Origin of the sequence: Aliisedimentitalea sp. MJ-SS2 (assembly GCF_032586155.1) — a bacterium.
Classification (GTDB): domain Bacteria; phylum Pseudomonadota; class Alphaproteobacteria; order Rhodobacterales; family Rhodobacteraceae; genus JAWHTC01.
The window spans coordinates 397,783-411,692 of the sequence record NZ_JAWHTC010000005.1 but is presented as its reverse complement, the minus strand read 5'-3'; the positions used below and the strand labels follow the sequence as shown (position 1 = coordinate 411,692).

12 protein-coding genes and 1 pseudogene are annotated in these 13,910 nt (G+C 58.7%); 9 read left to right on the top strand and 4 right to left on the bottom strand.

The window, feature by feature from the left end; genetic code table 11:
- Positions 1 to 341 precede the first annotated feature (341 nt).
- From dnaA to recF, 3 genes are all read left to right on the top strand, one after another.
- Entirely contained in the window at positions 342 to 1,739 is a 1,398-nt protein-coding gene (gene dnaA / locus RXV86_RS19635) for a chromosomal replication initiator protein DnaA (RefSeq protein WP_316302227.1), read from the top strand.
- A gap of 192 nt (positions 1,740 to 1,931) precedes the next feature.
- Complete coding sequence (gene dnaN, locus RXV86_RS19630) at positions 1,932 to 3,050, top strand: DNA polymerase III subunit beta (protein ID WP_316302225.1); 1,119 nt, start codon at positions 1,932 to 1,934, stop codon at positions 3,048 to 3,050.
- Between the two features lie 115 nt (positions 3,051 to 3,165).
- Positions 3,166 to 4,290 carry a DNA replication/repair protein RecF gene (gene recF, locus RXV86_RS19625; protein ID WP_316302223.1) on the top strand — a complete coding sequence of 375 codons (1,125 nt, stop codon included), beginning with the start codon at positions 3,166 to 3,168 and terminating at the stop codon, positions 4,288 to 4,290.
- On the opposite strand, the gene RXV86_RS19620 is transcribed toward recF, so the two are convergent.
- Positions 4,262 to 4,579, bottom strand: coding sequence for a hypothetical protein (locus RXV86_RS19620; RefSeq protein ID WP_316302220.1), 318 nt, complete (start codon positions 4,577 to 4,579; stop codon positions 4,262 to 4,264). The two genes, recF and RXV86_RS19620, sit on opposite strands and share 29 nt — an antisense overlap.
- A gap of 192 nt (positions 4,580 to 4,771) precedes the next feature.
- Here RXV86_RS19620 and gyrB point away from each other — a divergent pair, with 192 nt between their 5' ends.
- Positions 4,772 to 7,189, top strand: a complete 2,418-nt coding sequence (gene gyrB, locus RXV86_RS19615) for a DNA topoisomerase (ATP-hydrolyzing) subunit B (RefSeq protein ID WP_316302218.1) — start codon at positions 4,772 to 4,774, stop codon at positions 7,187 to 7,189.
- A gap of 177 nt (positions 7,190 to 7,366) precedes the next feature.
- Here gyrB and RXV86_RS19610 read toward each other — a convergent pair.
- A pseudogene (locus RXV86_RS19610) lies at positions 7,367 to 7,498 on the bottom strand (DNA-binding response regulator); the annotation flags it as partial.
- A 172-nt stretch (positions 7,499 to 7,670) separates the two neighbouring features.
- On the opposite strand from RXV86_RS19610, the gene RXV86_RS19605 reads away from it, so the two are divergent.
- From RXV86_RS19605 to RXV86_RS19595, 3 genes are all read left to right on the top strand, one after another.
- The gene (locus tag RXV86_RS19605; protein WP_316302215.1) at positions 7,671 to 8,255 is read left to right on the top strand and encodes a calcium-binding protein; all 585 of its coding nucleotides are present in this window, start codon (positions 7,671 to 7,673) and stop codon (positions 8,253 to 8,255) included.
- 86 nt (positions 8,256 to 8,341) lie between these two features.
- The gene (locus RXV86_RS19600; protein ID WP_316302213.1) at positions 8,342 to 8,728 is read left to right on the top strand and encodes a DUF302 domain-containing protein; all 387 of its coding nucleotides are present in this window, start codon (positions 8,342 to 8,344) and stop codon (positions 8,726 to 8,728) included.
- 24 nt (positions 8,729 to 8,752) lie between these two features.
- Entirely contained in the window at positions 8,753 to 9,220 is a 468-nt protein-coding gene (locus RXV86_RS19595; RefSeq protein WP_316302211.1) for a rhodanese-like domain-containing protein, read from the top strand.
- A 506-nt stretch (positions 9,221 to 9,726) separates the two neighbouring features.
- On the opposite strand, the gene RXV86_RS19590 is transcribed toward RXV86_RS19595, so the two are convergent.
- Positions 9,727 to 11,058 (bottom strand): aspartate aminotransferase family protein, encoded by a 1,332-nt coding sequence (locus tag RXV86_RS19590; RefSeq protein WP_316302208.1) that lies wholly within the window; start codon positions 11,056 to 11,058, stop codon positions 9,727 to 9,729.
- A complete protein-coding gene (locus RXV86_RS19585) occupies positions 11,055 to 11,837 on the bottom strand; it encodes a 3-keto-5-aminohexanoate cleavage protein (RefSeq protein WP_316302205.1) in 783 nt (260 codons plus the stop codon). The genes RXV86_RS19590 and RXV86_RS19585 overlap by 4 nt, the downstream gene beginning before the upstream one ends.
- Before the next feature lie 120 nt (positions 11,838 to 11,957).
- Here RXV86_RS19585 and RXV86_RS19580 point away from each other — a divergent pair, with 120 nt between their 5' ends.
- Both RXV86_RS19580 and RXV86_RS19575 read left to right on the top strand, forming a co-directional pair.
- A complete protein-coding gene (locus RXV86_RS19580) occupies positions 11,958 to 12,845 on the top strand; it encodes a MurR/RpiR family transcriptional regulator (protein ID WP_316302202.1) in 888 nt (295 codons plus the stop codon).
- A 96-nt stretch (positions 12,846 to 12,941) separates the two neighbouring features.
- Positions 12,942 to 13,901 carry a TAXI family TRAP transporter solute-binding subunit gene (locus RXV86_RS19575; protein ID WP_316302303.1) on the top strand — a complete coding sequence of 320 codons (960 nt, stop codon included), beginning with the start codon at positions 12,942 to 12,944 and terminating at the stop codon, positions 13,899 to 13,901.
- Positions 13,902 to 13,910: the final 9 nt, after the last annotated feature.

The following is a 13,910-nucleotide window of genomic DNA, read 5'->3' as shown; positions in this document are numbered from 1 at the left end:
GAGTCACATCGACTTGGGGGGACAAGCCAGCATCCAGGCTCATCCAACCTCGGCAAACCGAGGTGGTATAGACACGACGCATTGAAAGCTCGGGCTTTCGACTTGTCCTACTTGAATATTGCGCGTTGGCGCCGAATTGCAGGTCCGTTTCTGGGGAGTTTCGGAGGTTTTTGCAACTAGGCGCAATCGCTCTGACAGACCCATACCGGGATCTTCGCGCGCCGCTCTTGGCGGCGTCCGGGATGCTTATGGCCTGTCGTTGTGACCTGCCGCAACCGGGTTGGCAACCGGATGTGTGTGACGCCGACGTTTGGGACTTTTATTACGAGATCGGGGATCAGATGACGCAGAATCAATGGGCGCAGGTGCGACAAGCACTTCTCGAAACACTCGGGAAAAACAGCTTCAAAACCTGGATCGAGCCCCTTGAATTTGCCGGCATCGAAGACGGCGTTGCCACTATTCATGTTCCGACCAGTTTCCTAGGCAACTACGTGCGCCAAAATTTCGGCGACGTGATCCTGTATCAGCTGGGGGCTTTCGATGCCGCCGTGCGCCGAGTTCGCTTCACCGTCCCCGCCCATGGCGAGACCCGCAAGGCCACCGCCCCCAAACCCGCCGCAGGAAATCCCGCACCCGTACACCCGGCCACCACAGCCGGTGGCGCGCAGGCGCCGACGCCAGCGCGTTCCGATATTCTTCCGGCGGCTCCTCTTGATCCGCGCTTTACCTTCGACAGCTTCGTCGTCGGCAAACCGAACGAACTGGCCCACGCCGCGGCCAAGCGCGTCGCCGAGGGCGGCCCGGTCACCTTCAACCCGCTTTTCCTGTATGGCGGCGTCGGCCTTGGTAAGACCCACCTGATGCACGCCATCGCCCACGAGCTCCAGGCGCGTCGCCCCGATCTCAACGTGCTCTACCTGTCGGCGGAACAGTTCATGTACCGCTTTGTCCAGGCCTTGCGCGAACGCAAGATGATGGATTTCAAGGAACTTTTCCGTGCCGTCGACGTGCTGATGGTCGATGATGTGCAATTCATCGCCGGCAAGGACAGCACGCAGGAAGAGTTCTTCCACACCTTCAACGCCCTGGTCGACCAGAACCGCCAGATTGTCATCTCGGCCGACCGCGCGCCCGGTGAAATCAAGGACCTTGAAAACCGCATCAAAAGCCGCCTGCAATGCGGCCTCGTCGTAGATCTGCACCCCACCGACTACGAACTGCGCCTCGGCATCCTGCAATCCAAGGCCGAAGCCCAGCACGCCCAATATCCGAACCTTGAACTGGCTGATGGCGTACTTGAATTCCTGGCGCTGCGGATTTCGACCAATGTCCGCGTGCTCGAGGGCGCGCTGACCCGTCTCTTCGCCTTCGCCTCGCTCGTGGGTCGCGAAATCACGCTGGAACTGGCCCAGGACTGCCTGGCCGATATTCTGCGTGCGTCGGAACGCAAGATCTCGATCGAAGAGATCCAGAAAACCGTGTCCGAGCATTACAATATCCGCCTTTCCGAACTGATCGGCCCGAAACGTGTGCGCAACTTTGCCCGCCCGCGCCAGGTCGCAATGTACCTGTGCAAACAGTTGACCTCGCGCTCTTTGCCCGAGATCGGACGCCGCTTTGGCGGGCGTGACCACACCACCGTGATGCACGGTGTCCGCCGGATCGAAGAGCTGCGTATTAAGGATGCCCAAATCGAGGAAGACATCGAAATCCTGCGTCGCACGCTCGAGGCCTGAACCCGCACTTCCGCCCGCTCTCGGCAGATTGCAAAAGGCAATCACCTGTCGCGGCAACGCTTTTCAGGTGGCCTCGCGGTGCAACGCCTTGACCTCGCCTTCAATAGGCCCGAAAACTCAAAAAAAACTTGTGCCAATGGGGGAAACCGCTAGGGTTCCCCTCCCGGCTACGCATCACAAGGGAATGAGGGCATGAAATTCTCGATCGAACGCGGCGCACTCTTGAAGGCCGTCGCCCAGGCGCAATCGGTTGTCGAACGCCGCAACACCATTCCGATTCTAGCCAACGTGCTGGTCGAAGCCGAAGGCAGCGACGTGCATTTCCGCGCCACCGATCTTGACATCGAAGTGGTCGATAAGGCCCCAGCCCAGGTCGAACGCGCCGGCGCCACAACCGTTTCCGCGGTCACCCTGCATGAGATTGTCCGCAAACTGCCCGACGGCGCTCTGGTGACACTCACCGATGACGGCGCTTCAGGCCGCCTCTCGGTCGAGGCCGGCCGGTCGCATTTCAACCTTGCCACCCTGCCAAAAGAAGATTTTCCGGTAATGGCAAGTTCGGAATACAGTTCTAATTTCTCGGCCCCCGCGCCGATGCTCCGACGCCTGTTCGACAAATCGAAATTTGCAATTTCAACTGAAGAAACAAGGTATTACCTCAACGGCGTCTACATGCATATCTCGGACGCCGATGGAGGCAAAGTGCTGCGCTGCGTCGCCACCGACGGCCATCGCCTGGCCCGGATCGACGCCGACCTGCCCGACGGTGCCTCAGACATGCCCGGCGTGATTGTACCGCGCAAGACCGTCGGCGAGCTGCGCAAGCTTCTTGATGATGATGAAACCCAGATCGCTGTCTCCGTTTCGGAAACCAAGGTCCGCTTTGCCACCCCCGACATTACGCTCACCTCCAAGGTGATCGACGGCACCTTCCCCGACTACACCCGCGTCATTCCCTCGGGCAATACCCGCCGCCTAGAAGTCGACGCCGCCGAGTTTGCCCAGGCCGTCGACCGCGTCGCTACCGTCTCTTCGGAACGCTCCCGTGCCGTCAAACTATCGCTTGATGAAGATAAGCTGACCCTCTCGGTTAACGCACCCGACAGCGGCGCCGCCGAGGAAGAACTGGCGGTGGCCTATGGCGACGAACGTCTCGACATCGGCTTCAACGCCAAGTACCTGTTGGAAATCGCCAGCCAGGTCGACCGCGAAAACGCCGTCTTCATGTTCAACTCCTCCGGCGACCCGACCCTCATGCGCGAAGGCAATGACACCTCCGCTGTCTACGTCGTCATGCCGATGCGGGTGTGAGCGCGACGTCGCCCCGCGAAATCCGCCCAGCCCCTTCATTTGACCCAAAATACCTCGGGGGCGTGGGGGCTGGCCCCCACGCTTGCCACCGAACCGCTCGCCGAGGGCCCTATTCTTGACCCTCGCCCTCACCCATCTCTCCCTGTCGCATTTCCGTTCGCACAAACGGGCCGAATTCAATGTCGATGCCCGCCCCGTGGCGATCTACGGCCCTAACGGCGCCGGCAAGACCAACATCCTCGAAGCCGTTTCGCTATTCTCCCCCGGCCGCGGACTGCGCCGCGCCAGCGCCCAGGACATGGCCCGCCGCCCGGAATCCCTGGGTTGGAAACTGACCGGCCACCTGACCTCCCTGCACCAGATCCACGAGGTCGAAACCTACTCCGAAGGTGGCAACGCACGGCAGGTCAAGATCGACGGAAAAACCGCTCCGCAAACGTCCTTGGCCCGCATTGCTCGGGTGCTCTGGTTGATCCCGTCCATGGACCGTCTTTGGATCGAAGGCACGGATGGCCGCCGCCGCTTTCTCGACCGAATGACGCTCAGCTTCTTCCCGGATCACGCGGAACACAGCCTTGCCTATGAAAAGGCCATGCGCCAGCGCAACCAATTGCTCAAGGACATGGTCCGCGATGCCCATTGGTACACCGCGCTGGAACGGCAGATGGCCACATCCGGCGCCAGCATTCACGCAAACCGCCTTGCCGCCCTCACCCGCCTGGCCCAGGCTCAGTCAGAGGCCCAAACCGCCTTCCCCGCCGCCAACCTGGAACTGACCCAGACCGAAGGTTGCATGCCCGAATCCGAAGACGATCTTCACGATGCCCTGTCAGAGTCCCGATTCCGCGATCTGGCTGCAGGACGCACATTGGTCGGGCCGCACCGAACGGATATGTATGGTGTGTTCGCTGCCAAGGGTGTCCCCGCCCGCGACTGCTCCACTGGCGAGCAAAAGGCCCTTCTCGTCTCGCTGATCCTGTCCAACGCCCGCGCGCTGGCCCAGGATTTCGGCGCCCCACCCCTGCTGCTGCTGGACGAAGTCGCGGCCCATCTCGACGCCACCCGCCGCTCCGCACTCTACGACGAAATCTGCGCTTTGGGCGTCCAAGCCTGGATGACAGGCACCGGACCGGAACTCTTTGCCGAGCTGGGTGAACGGGCACAGTATCTTGAAGTCACGGAAAATGATGGAACAAGTCGGGTGCAAACAATTACCCCAACCGCATCCACATCACCCTGAACACCCCGGGCAAGCCCGCCCGGCGCAGGGCAATCGCCTGCCAGACCACAATCGCGCCACAGACCAACAAAACCGGCGCAAACAACTCTATCGCGAACATGTAGTTCCTACGCCCCAACAATAGCGCAAACCAGAACACTAACCCGGCCACGCTCACCACCACCTCGATCGGGTTCCACAATACCTCATCCGCCAACCACCACGGTGGATTGATCTCTTCTTCACCCGATGATTGGTTTGCCGGTAACGGCGGTGCGGCCAAATCGCTGGCCACCAGCATGTTGCGCATATCCGACCCTCCGTTGTCTCTCTGAAAATCCTGCCCTCAACCCATGAAGTACCGGTGAATCCTTCAAGGTAGAATCAAGGTATTTATCAACAACTCGAACCATCGCCCGCCGCCACAAAATATGGTGTCTGCACGTGACATTCCCCCCCGGAAAATGTAGAAACAGGGAGGAAAAACACAAACGAGACGCGCATGTCCGACAACGAGCAGACAAACTCCGAATACGGGGCGGATTCCATCAAAGTTCTCAAAGGGTTAGAGGCGGTTCGCAAGCGCCCTGGCATGTATATCGGCGACACCGATGACGGCTCGGGCCTGCACCACATGGTCTACGAGGTGGTCGATAACGGCATCGACGAGGCGCTGGCCAATCACGCTGACCATGTTTCGGTGACAATACTCGCCGACAACTCGGTTGCGGTCTACGATAATGGCCGCGGTATTCCTGTCGATCTCCACCCAGAAGAAGGCGTCAGCGCGGCCGAGGTCATCATGACCCAGCTCCACGCCGGGGGTAAGTTCGACAGCAATTCCTACAAGGTCTCCGGCGGTCTGCACGGCGTCGGCGTCTCTGTCGTAAACGCGCTTTCTGTCTGGCTTGAACTGCGCATCTGGCGCGATGGCAAGGAACATTTTGCCAAGTTCGAACATGGCGAAACGTCCGAGCACCTGCGCGTTGTCGGCGATGCAAATGGCCGCAAGGGCACCGAGGTCCGTTTCCTCGCCTCGACCGACACGTTTTCGAACCTCGAATATTCCTTCGAGACTCTGGAAAAACGTCTGCGCGAACTGGCCTTCCTGAATTCCGGCGTCCGCATTATCCTGCGCGACGAACGCCCCGCCGAAGCCTTGCAAACCGAGCTGTTCTACGAAGGCGGCGTAAAGGAATTCGTCAAATATATCGACCGGCATAAAACGCCGGTGATGGCAGAACCGATCTACGTGAAGGGCGAAAAGGACGACATCGGCGTCGAGGTCGCAATGTGGTGGAACGACAGCTACCACGAAACCGTGCTGCCCTTTACCAACAACATCCCGCAGCGTGACGGCGGCACCCACATGGCCGGTTTCCGTGGCGCGTTGACCCGCACCATCGGCAAATACGCCCAGGAAAGCGGCATCGCCAAGAAAGAAAAGGTCAACTTCACCGGTGATGATGCGCGCGAAGGCCTTTCCTGCGTGCTTTCCGTCAAGGTACCCGATCCGAAATTCAGTTCGCAAACCAAGGATAAACTGGTTTCTTCCGAGGTCCGTCCCGCTGTCGAAAGCCTGGTTGGCGAAAAACTCTCGGAATGGTTCGAGGAAAACCCGAACGAAGCCAAAATGATCGTGGGCAAGATCATCGAAGCCGCCTTGGCGCGCGAGGCCGCGCGCAAGGCCCGCGAACTTACCCGCCGCAAGACCGCGATGGACGTGAACTTCCTCGCCGGCAAACTCAAGGACTGTTCGGAAAAGGACCCGGCGCAAACCGAAGTCTTCCTTGTCGAGGGTGACTCCGCCGGTGGCTCTGCCCAAACCGGACGCGACCGCCGCACCCAGGCGATCCTGCCCCTGCGCGGCAAGATCCTGAACGTCGAACGCGCGCGGTTCGACAAGATGCTTTCCAGTCAGGAAATCGGCAACCTGGTGATGGCGCTTGGCACCGGCATCGGTCGCGATGAATTCAACATCGGCAAGCTGCGCTACCACAAGATCGTCATCATGACCGATGCGGACGTCGACGGTGCCCACATCCGGACCCTACTTCTGACCTTCTTCTACCGCCAGATGCCGGAACTCATTGAAAACGGCTACCTCTACATCGCCCAGCCGCCGCTCTACAAGGTGGCCCGCGGCAGGTCCGAGGTCTATCTCAAGGACCAGGCCGCGCTGGACGATTACCTGATCCACCAAGGTATCGAAGGTGCAATCCTGAAACTCGGCTCTGGTATGGAAATGGCCGGGCAGGACCTTGCCCGCGTGGTCGAAGAGGCCCGCCAACTCAAACGCGTTCTCGAGGCCTTTCCAACCCATTACCCGCGCCACATCCTGGAACAGGCCGCAATCGCCGGTGCCTTTGTCCCGGGTGCGGTAGACAGCGATCTCCAAGGCGTTGCCGACACGGTGGCCAAGCGCCTCGACCAGATCGCGGTGGAATACGAACGCGGCTGGCAGGGCCGGATCACCCAGGATCACGGCATCCGGCTGGCCCGCATCCTGCGCGGTGTCGAAGAGGTCCGCACCCTCGACGGCCCGATGCTGCGCTCGGGCGAGGCCCGAAAAACTGGCAGCTTCACCGCCTCCCTGCAAGAAGTCTATGACCAGCCGGCCACTCTTGTGCGCAAGGAACGTGAACAGCTCATCCATGGGCCTTTGGACCTCTTGGCAGCCATCCTGCAAGAGGGCGAAAAGGGTCTCACCCTGCAACGCTACAAGGGCTTGGGTGAAATGAACCCAGATCAGCTCTGGGAAACCACGCTCGATCCGGATGCGCGTACCCTGCTGCAGGTGAAAATCGACGACATGGTTGAGGCCGATGACCTCTTCACCAAACTGATGGGAGACGTGGTCGAACCGAGGCGCGAGTTTATCCAGAAAAACGCGCTCAGCGTGGAAAACCTCGACTTCTGATCAAATCCACGGCGGCACGAAGCACGTTGCGCCGCCCGAAAGCGGCGCAGGCCGGGTCTCTTGCTCGGGCGCAGCCCCCCTTTGGGCGTGCGTCTCGCCTTCCGCGGAACCGTTTCCCATGACTGAAAAGCAAAAAGCGTGCTGCCGCGCGGTTGTTCTTCGGCGCCAGATCAATACCAGCTTGGCGTCCATGTCATGCGCGTCCTTGGCGGATGTCGCGCGCATGCCGTTCTTTTCAAGAAAGCGCGATACACTCTCTCGAATTTCTTTGTGGTCATCGACCACCAGGATATGCGGTACCTCGGACATGTTTTTCCTTTTTAATCAGTGCCGTTTCAATAGGTCAGGGCCTTTTTTGTCACCAATTGTATCAACTCACGGGTCTTGCGACAGATCATTACAAATCGCTCCGTACAGACCGTTCAAATTCGGATTTTCATACCAAACTGAAAGTCATCGAAACCAAACACGTGAGGAAACAATGAAAAATATCTCCGTTCTTGCCGCCACTATCTTTCTCTCGACTACTTCGGCTGGCATGGCACTTGCCGATGCAAACCATGGTCATGGCGCCAACGCTCGCAAGGCCGAGCCGGGCATGGCGATGAATGGTGGCGGGCATGACATGATGCAGATGATGATGCGGATGCACGCCGGCATGATGGGTGGCAGTGGCATGGGCATGGTGGGTATGATGATGGGCAATGCCGGCATGCCGGGAATGTCCGGTCGGATGGGGCCAATGATGAGCAAATTCGATGCTGATGGGGACGGTGCGATCACATCGGAAGAAGCACACGGGCAACTTCAGGCGATGCATTCCAGCTTTGATGCGAACGGCGACGGCACGCTGTCGATCGAAGAATTCGAGACGCTGCACAGCGCCATGATCCGTGATGCCATGGTCGATCGCTTCCAGCATTTGGATGCCGACGGTGACGGTAAAGTGACCGCCGGGGAAATGACCGCTCCGGCCGACAGGATGGAGCGCGCCGCAATGATGCGCGGTGACATGAAGCCAGGTGCAATGATGGGTGGCGCTGACATGAGCAACGGCGAAAACTGATCCGCGCAAACGCGGTGTCCTCCTGCCCTGATCCAGCGTCTCCTCCTCTCGCTTGATCAGGGCAATTTGTTATCTGGAGTAACACAATGAGCTACACCTATGACCGGCTATTGGCCGGCGTTCACATTGATGACGCGGATATGCGCGTTCGTGAATCACTGAAGGAGAAGGGCTTTGGAGTTCTGACCGAAATCGATGTGAAGGAGACAATGAAAACAAAGATCGACGTGGATATGGATGGCTATCGCATTCTCGGGGCATGCAACCCGAATATGGCGCATCAGGCCCTCGGTATTGAGGCGCGGATCGGAGCCATGCTGCCCTGCAACGTGATCCTGCGAAGCCTTGAAGGCGGAACCGAAATCAGCGCCATCGACCCGGTCGCATCAATGGCCGCGGTTGAAAATCGTGATCTTCACGCGGTTGCCGGAAAGGTGCGCAAAATGCTGATTGAAGCCGTCGACAAAGCTTAGTTGATGAATTGAAGGAATCTCGCAATGGAATTTGATCGCCGGCAGGTCCTTGCGATGTCGGTTGCTTTCCCTGCTCAGGCATTTGCGACAACTGCGCTGGCACAAAGCCGTGAAGTCTGGTCTGCCATGCAGGCCCATGAAGCCTTGTTGGAAGACCGGCTCAGGCTGTTGGATATCCGGTCTCGCGAAGAATGGCAGGAGACCGGAGTGACTCGAGACGTAGGGTTGGTCAGCATGCATGAGAGCCGCTTCCCGGAGCGTTTGTTTGCAACTCGACGACTGGCGGAAGGTCGTGCCGTTGCCCTGATCTGTGCGACCGGTGGCCGATCCGGTGCCGTTATGCAGGCACTGTGGCAAGCAGGGCATGCTGGATTTGTAGATGTATCGGAAGTAATGCTGGGAAATCGTCTCGGCCCAGGCTGGATCGCCACGGGCCTTCCGGTCATAACAATGAGCGAAGCACCGGTCCTTCTGCCTGCCGCCCTCCTCTGATTTGAGTCAGGAGGCTACGAACTGCTAAGTTGAGAGAGTGAATCACTGATCCGGGCAACGCGTTGACCGAGCGAATTCGACCGATCCTGCCTTTACTGGCCCTTGTCGCTCTTGGAGCCCTTTTTGTAGCATGGGCGCCAAAGCAGGTCAGTCGATTTGATCGCGAAGCGGTCGGCCAACTTGTCTCAGACGCAGGCTACACAGGCCCGGTTCTCATAGTTCTCTTGATGATGATAGCAGTGGTCGCAAGCCCGATCCCGAGCGCCCCGATCGCGTTAACCGCCGGGCCTGCTCAGTGCAAAGGGGGTAAGTTTTTAATGCCGATTGACACGCAGCGACCAGTCTTAGTGTTCTGCCGATCCAAAAGCCGCATCAAAACAGCAAAACTGGCGCGCGTAAGAGGTGGTTGTTGCTGAGCCCGATGCTGCGCCACAAGCCATTTCTGCATCAAGTCTAGAGGCTTTCGCCTAGTCACCGTGTAGCCTTGCAGATGTCTTCCGCCCAATTCAGTTGGCGAGGCCTTCCACCCGGCCAACCGCCAGGTCGATTTTGTTGACCAGTTCGTCCACCTGAGTTTCCGTCATGATGAACGGAGGTGCCAGCAAAACATGATCCCCATGCTTGCCATCACGCGTACCGCTCATTGGATAGCACACCAGCCCGGCATCGAAGGCAGCGGATTTGATCCGCGCAGCAAGCTTGTCCTGGGGATTGAACGGACGCTTTGTCTCGCGGTCCTGCACGACTTCCAGCCCAACAAACAAACCACGCCCGCGAATGTCGCCAATATGGGGATGCTGCGAAAACCGCGCGCTCAGCGCGGAAAACAACTGCCCCGAGCGTTCGCGCACAGCATCCAGCAGACCCCGGTCAAGGATCGCATTGACTACGGCTACCCCCGCGGCGCAGGCAACCGGGTGCCCCATATAGGTGTGGCCATGCTGAAAGAACCCGGACCCGGCACCGATCACGTCATAGATCGTCTTTGAGCACAGCATCGCGCCGATCGGCTGATACCCGGCCCCCAACCCCTTGGCAATACACAGAATATCCGGCGCCACCCCTTCGGCCTCACAGGCAAAAAGATGGCCCGTCCGGCCCATGCCGCACATCACTTCGTCAAGGATCAGCAGCACGCCGTACTTGTCACAGATTTCACGGATCCGTTTGAAATACCCCTCGACGGCCGGTACCGCCCCCATGGTTGCACCGACCACAGGTTCGGCGACAAAGGCCATGACCTCGTCCGCACCAAGGCGCAGGATTTCATCCTCCAACTCCTGTGCGATCCGCTGACCATAGGCCTCGGCCGTCTCTTCCTCCTTGCGGTCAACATATTCATAGCAAGGGGAAATGTGGCTTACGTTGACGAGAATCGGTTCGAACTGGGCGCGCCGCCACTGGTTACCACCCGTTGCAAGCGCACCCAGCGTATTGCCGTGATAGCTTTGCCGCCGTGCGATGATATGGCGGCGCTGCGGCTGGCCGTTCTCGATATGGTATTGGCGGGCTAGTTTGAGCGCGGCCTCTATCGCTTCCGACCCGCCGGAAACAAAATAGACACGGTCAAGACCGGCGGGCGCGTGCTTGATCAACAGTTCGGCCAGTTCTTCCGCCGGGTCGCTGGTGAAAAACCCGGTATGTGCAAAAGCAAGCTTGGCAGCCTGGTCCTGAATTGCCGCAATCACTTCGCCATCCCCATGCCCCAGGCACGACACCGCAGCGCCGCCCGAGCCATCGAAGTAGCGTTTTCCAGTGTCGTCAATGATGTAACAGCCTTCGCTTGCGACGGCTTTGACCGGCGGCGTGTGAATCTGGCGGGGAAAAACGTGGCTCATGGGCTGACCTGTCTGGGATGGAAACCGATTTTGTCTGCTGCCTCGACGAGGCTCGCGACCGAGGTTGCGTTGTCCGGGAAAGGGATGCCGTTCGGGGCAAGGCGGTTGTTTTCGAATCCGATCCTGACGTTGCCGCCCGCATCAAGCGCAGCCAACAGGCAGGCCTGTTCGTTACGGCCAAAGGCGCAGGCCATCCAATTGAGATCGCTCTTCGGCATGGCATCGAGAAACGGGTCCAGATCATGGGGGAGCGAGGTTTGATCGGCAGAGTGCCTGCCCAGCACGAACAGTACGCGCCGCGACTGCTCCGGAATTTCCCGGCGGTCGAAATGGCCAAGCAAGGCGGTCAAATCGTCCGGGCTGTAGACGATATGTTGAACGTCCACGCCTTTGGCTGCGGCCCGGTGATAGGTCGCACTCAGGCCGTGTGATTCCCGCGCGATTTCCCGAAGCGCGACGCTAGCATCTCCTGTCGGCGCGGCTTCAAGGCAATTGCGTTGCGCCGCAACAGCGAACTTGTCCACGGCCTCGGTCGAGAATTGTACGCGCATCGACGAGCGGACACCGATCTTGTTGGCAAGGGCTCGATAGTTTTCCGGGTCGAGCGAATGGGAACCCGTCCGATCACGAACATGAGCATGCACCGCATTCGCGCCAGCCGCCTCACAGGCCAGTGCCGTTTTAGCGGTCTCATCGATGGTGATCGGGACCGCCGGGTGATCCGCCCGTGACAGGCGCGCACCATTCGGGGCCACCATCAGGTCGAATGCGTCGCTCATGACTTCGGCTCCTCGAAAAGCCCGCGCAGGAAAACTCGGGTTCCATCAAGCGCCGCAATTACAACTCCTGTCAATTCTGCTAGAAAAAAACAAATGTTTTGAAAACTTGCGGCGAATCATATGGATCCAACACTCAAGATCAAGATCATCGTCAGCCTCAAGGAACAGATGAAGTCGCTGTCACCGCAAATGCGCACAGCCGCGAAATACGTGATCGACCACCCCACGGATTTCGGCCTGGACTCCATTCGAGACACGGCGAGAAAAACCGGGGTAAGCACCTATGTATTCGTGCAACTCTCGAAAACAATGGGATTTACCGGCTATCGGGAAATGCGGCAGCCCTTTCGAAACGCCCTAGTGGATAGCCCTTCCATTCAAGAGCATAGCGAGCGTTTCGAAGATCAGATGGGCCAAGGCAAAGACGGTCGTATCTATGCGGATGCTGCACGAAACGCTTTGTCGATTGTCACCCGATCACTTGAACGGCAACAACTTGAAGAGCTCGTCAACATAGCCGACATGCTGATCTCGGCCCGGTCGGTTTACCTGACGGCGGTCAGATCAAGCTACGCTGTTGCCTACTACTTCCATTATGTCGGGCGCATGGCGCTGCCATCGCTTCAACTGATTCCGCGGCATATGAACAGCGCGATTGACGACTTGAACGATGCCCAGACCGGTGACGTATTAATCGCGATAACTGTCACACCCTATTCGATCGAAACGATCAAGGCGTGCGAGTTTGCCCGCAAACGCGGAGTTAAACTGTTGTTAATAAGCGATTCTGAAATCGTTTTTCCCCATCTCGATCCCGACCACACGCTGGTTTCCTCAGTTCTCAGTACGCATAATTTCGGGTGCTTCTCAGGCATGATGGCGGCGATCGAAGTGCTTCTGTCGATCTTGATGGACCGTGGCGGAGATGCCGCTCAGGCGCGAATCAGAACCTACGAAAAACTCCGGATCGAGAACAACGCCTACTGGGTCGCACCAAAAAAACATTAGTTTTATCGTGACATCGCCAACAAGTTTTAAGACGCTCTTTCCACCAAGGGTGCTGAGTGTGTGCACCGCATTAAATGGGAGAGCTCTATGAAACATATGAAAAAAATTGGCGGTGTCGTCGTCGCAGCAGCGATGGGTTTCGCTGGCGCCGCAGCGGCACAACAGCAGTTCATCTCGATCGGCACCGGCGGGGTGACCGGCGTCTACTATCCGACCGGTGGTGCGATCTGCCGGCTGGTCAACAAATCGCGCAAGGAACATGGTATTCGCTGTGCCGTGGAAAGCACCGGCGGCTCGGTCTACAACATCAACACGATAAAGGCCGGTGAGCTTGAATTCGGCGTGGCCCAGTCCGACTGGCAGTACCACGCGTTCAACGGCACCTCGAAATTCGCCGACAACCCATTCCCGGAAGTCCGCGCCATGTTCTCGGTCCATCCCGAGCCGTTCACGCTGATCGTTCGCGCCGATAGCGGTGTCGACTCCTTCGAAGGGCTGAAGGGCAAGCGGGTGAATGTCGGCAACCCGGGTTCGGGTCAGCGCGCGACCATGGAAGTGGTCATGGAAGCGTTCGGCATGGGCATGGACAGCTTTGCGCTTGCTACCGAGTACAAAGGCTCGGAAATGGCCAAGCAGATCTGCGACGACAATATCGACGCCATGATCTACACCATCGGTCACCCGGCCGCTGCGATCAAGGAAGCCACCACCACCTGTGACGTGAAACTCGTTTCGGTGACCGGCGCGGCGATCGACAAGCTGGTTGCGGACAACCCGTTCTACCGGACAGCTGTCATCCCTGGCGGCATGTATGCAGGCACCGACGGCGACACCACGACCTTCGGTGTGGGCGCAACCTTTGTCACCTCGGCGGACGTTCCGGAAGAGGTCGCCTATACCGTGGCCAAGGCCGTGATGGCAAACCTGGATGACTTCCGCGGCCTGCACCCGGCCTTTGCCAATCTCAACGCTGCCGAAATGATCAAGGACGGCCTGTCGGCGCCTCTGCACCCCGGTGCCGAGCGTGCCTATAAAGAATTGGGCCTGATGGAATAATCAGGAACG

Excerpts from the sequence above, each read along its gene's own strand:
- dnaA (WP_316302227.1), top strand. The coding sequence starts at position 342 with ATGACGCAGAATCAATGGGCGCAGGTGCGACAAGCACTTCTCGAAACA.
- dnaN (WP_316302225.1), top strand. The coding sequence starts at position 1,932 with ATGAAATTCTCGATCGAACGCGGCGCACTCTTGAAGGCCGTCGCCCAG.
- RXV86_RS19620 (WP_316302220.1), bottom strand. The coding sequence starts at position 4,579 with ATGCGCAACATGCTGGTGGCCAGCGATTTGGCCGCACCGCCGTTACCG.
- gyrB (WP_316302218.1), top strand. The coding sequence starts at position 4,772 with ATGTCCGACAACGAGCAGACAAACTCCGAATACGGGGCGGATTCCATC.
- RXV86_RS19605 (WP_316302215.1), top strand. The coding sequence starts at position 7,671 with ATGAAAAATATCTCCGTTCTTGCCGCCACTATCTTTCTCTCGACTACT.
- RXV86_RS19600 (WP_316302213.1), top strand. The coding sequence starts at position 8,342 with ATGAGCTACACCTATGACCGGCTATTGGCCGGCGTTCACATTGATGAC.
- RXV86_RS19595 (WP_316302211.1), top strand. The coding sequence starts at position 8,753 with ATGGAATTTGATCGCCGGCAGGTCCTTGCGATGTCGGTTGCTTTCCCT.
- RXV86_RS19590 (WP_316302208.1), bottom strand. The coding sequence starts at position 11,058 with ATGAGCCACGTTTTTCCCCGCCAGATTCACACGCCGCCGGTCAAAGCC.
- RXV86_RS19585 (WP_316302205.1), bottom strand. The coding sequence starts at position 11,837 with ATGAGCGACGCATTCGACCTGATGGTGGCCCCGAATGGTGCGCGCCTG.
- RXV86_RS19580 (WP_316302202.1), top strand. The coding sequence starts at position 11,958 with ATGGATCCAACACTCAAGATCAAGATCATCGTCAGCCTCAAGGAACAG.
- RXV86_RS19575 (WP_316302303.1), top strand. The coding sequence starts at position 12,942 with ATGAAAAAAATTGGCGGTGTCGTCGTCGCAGCAGCGATGGGTTTCGCT.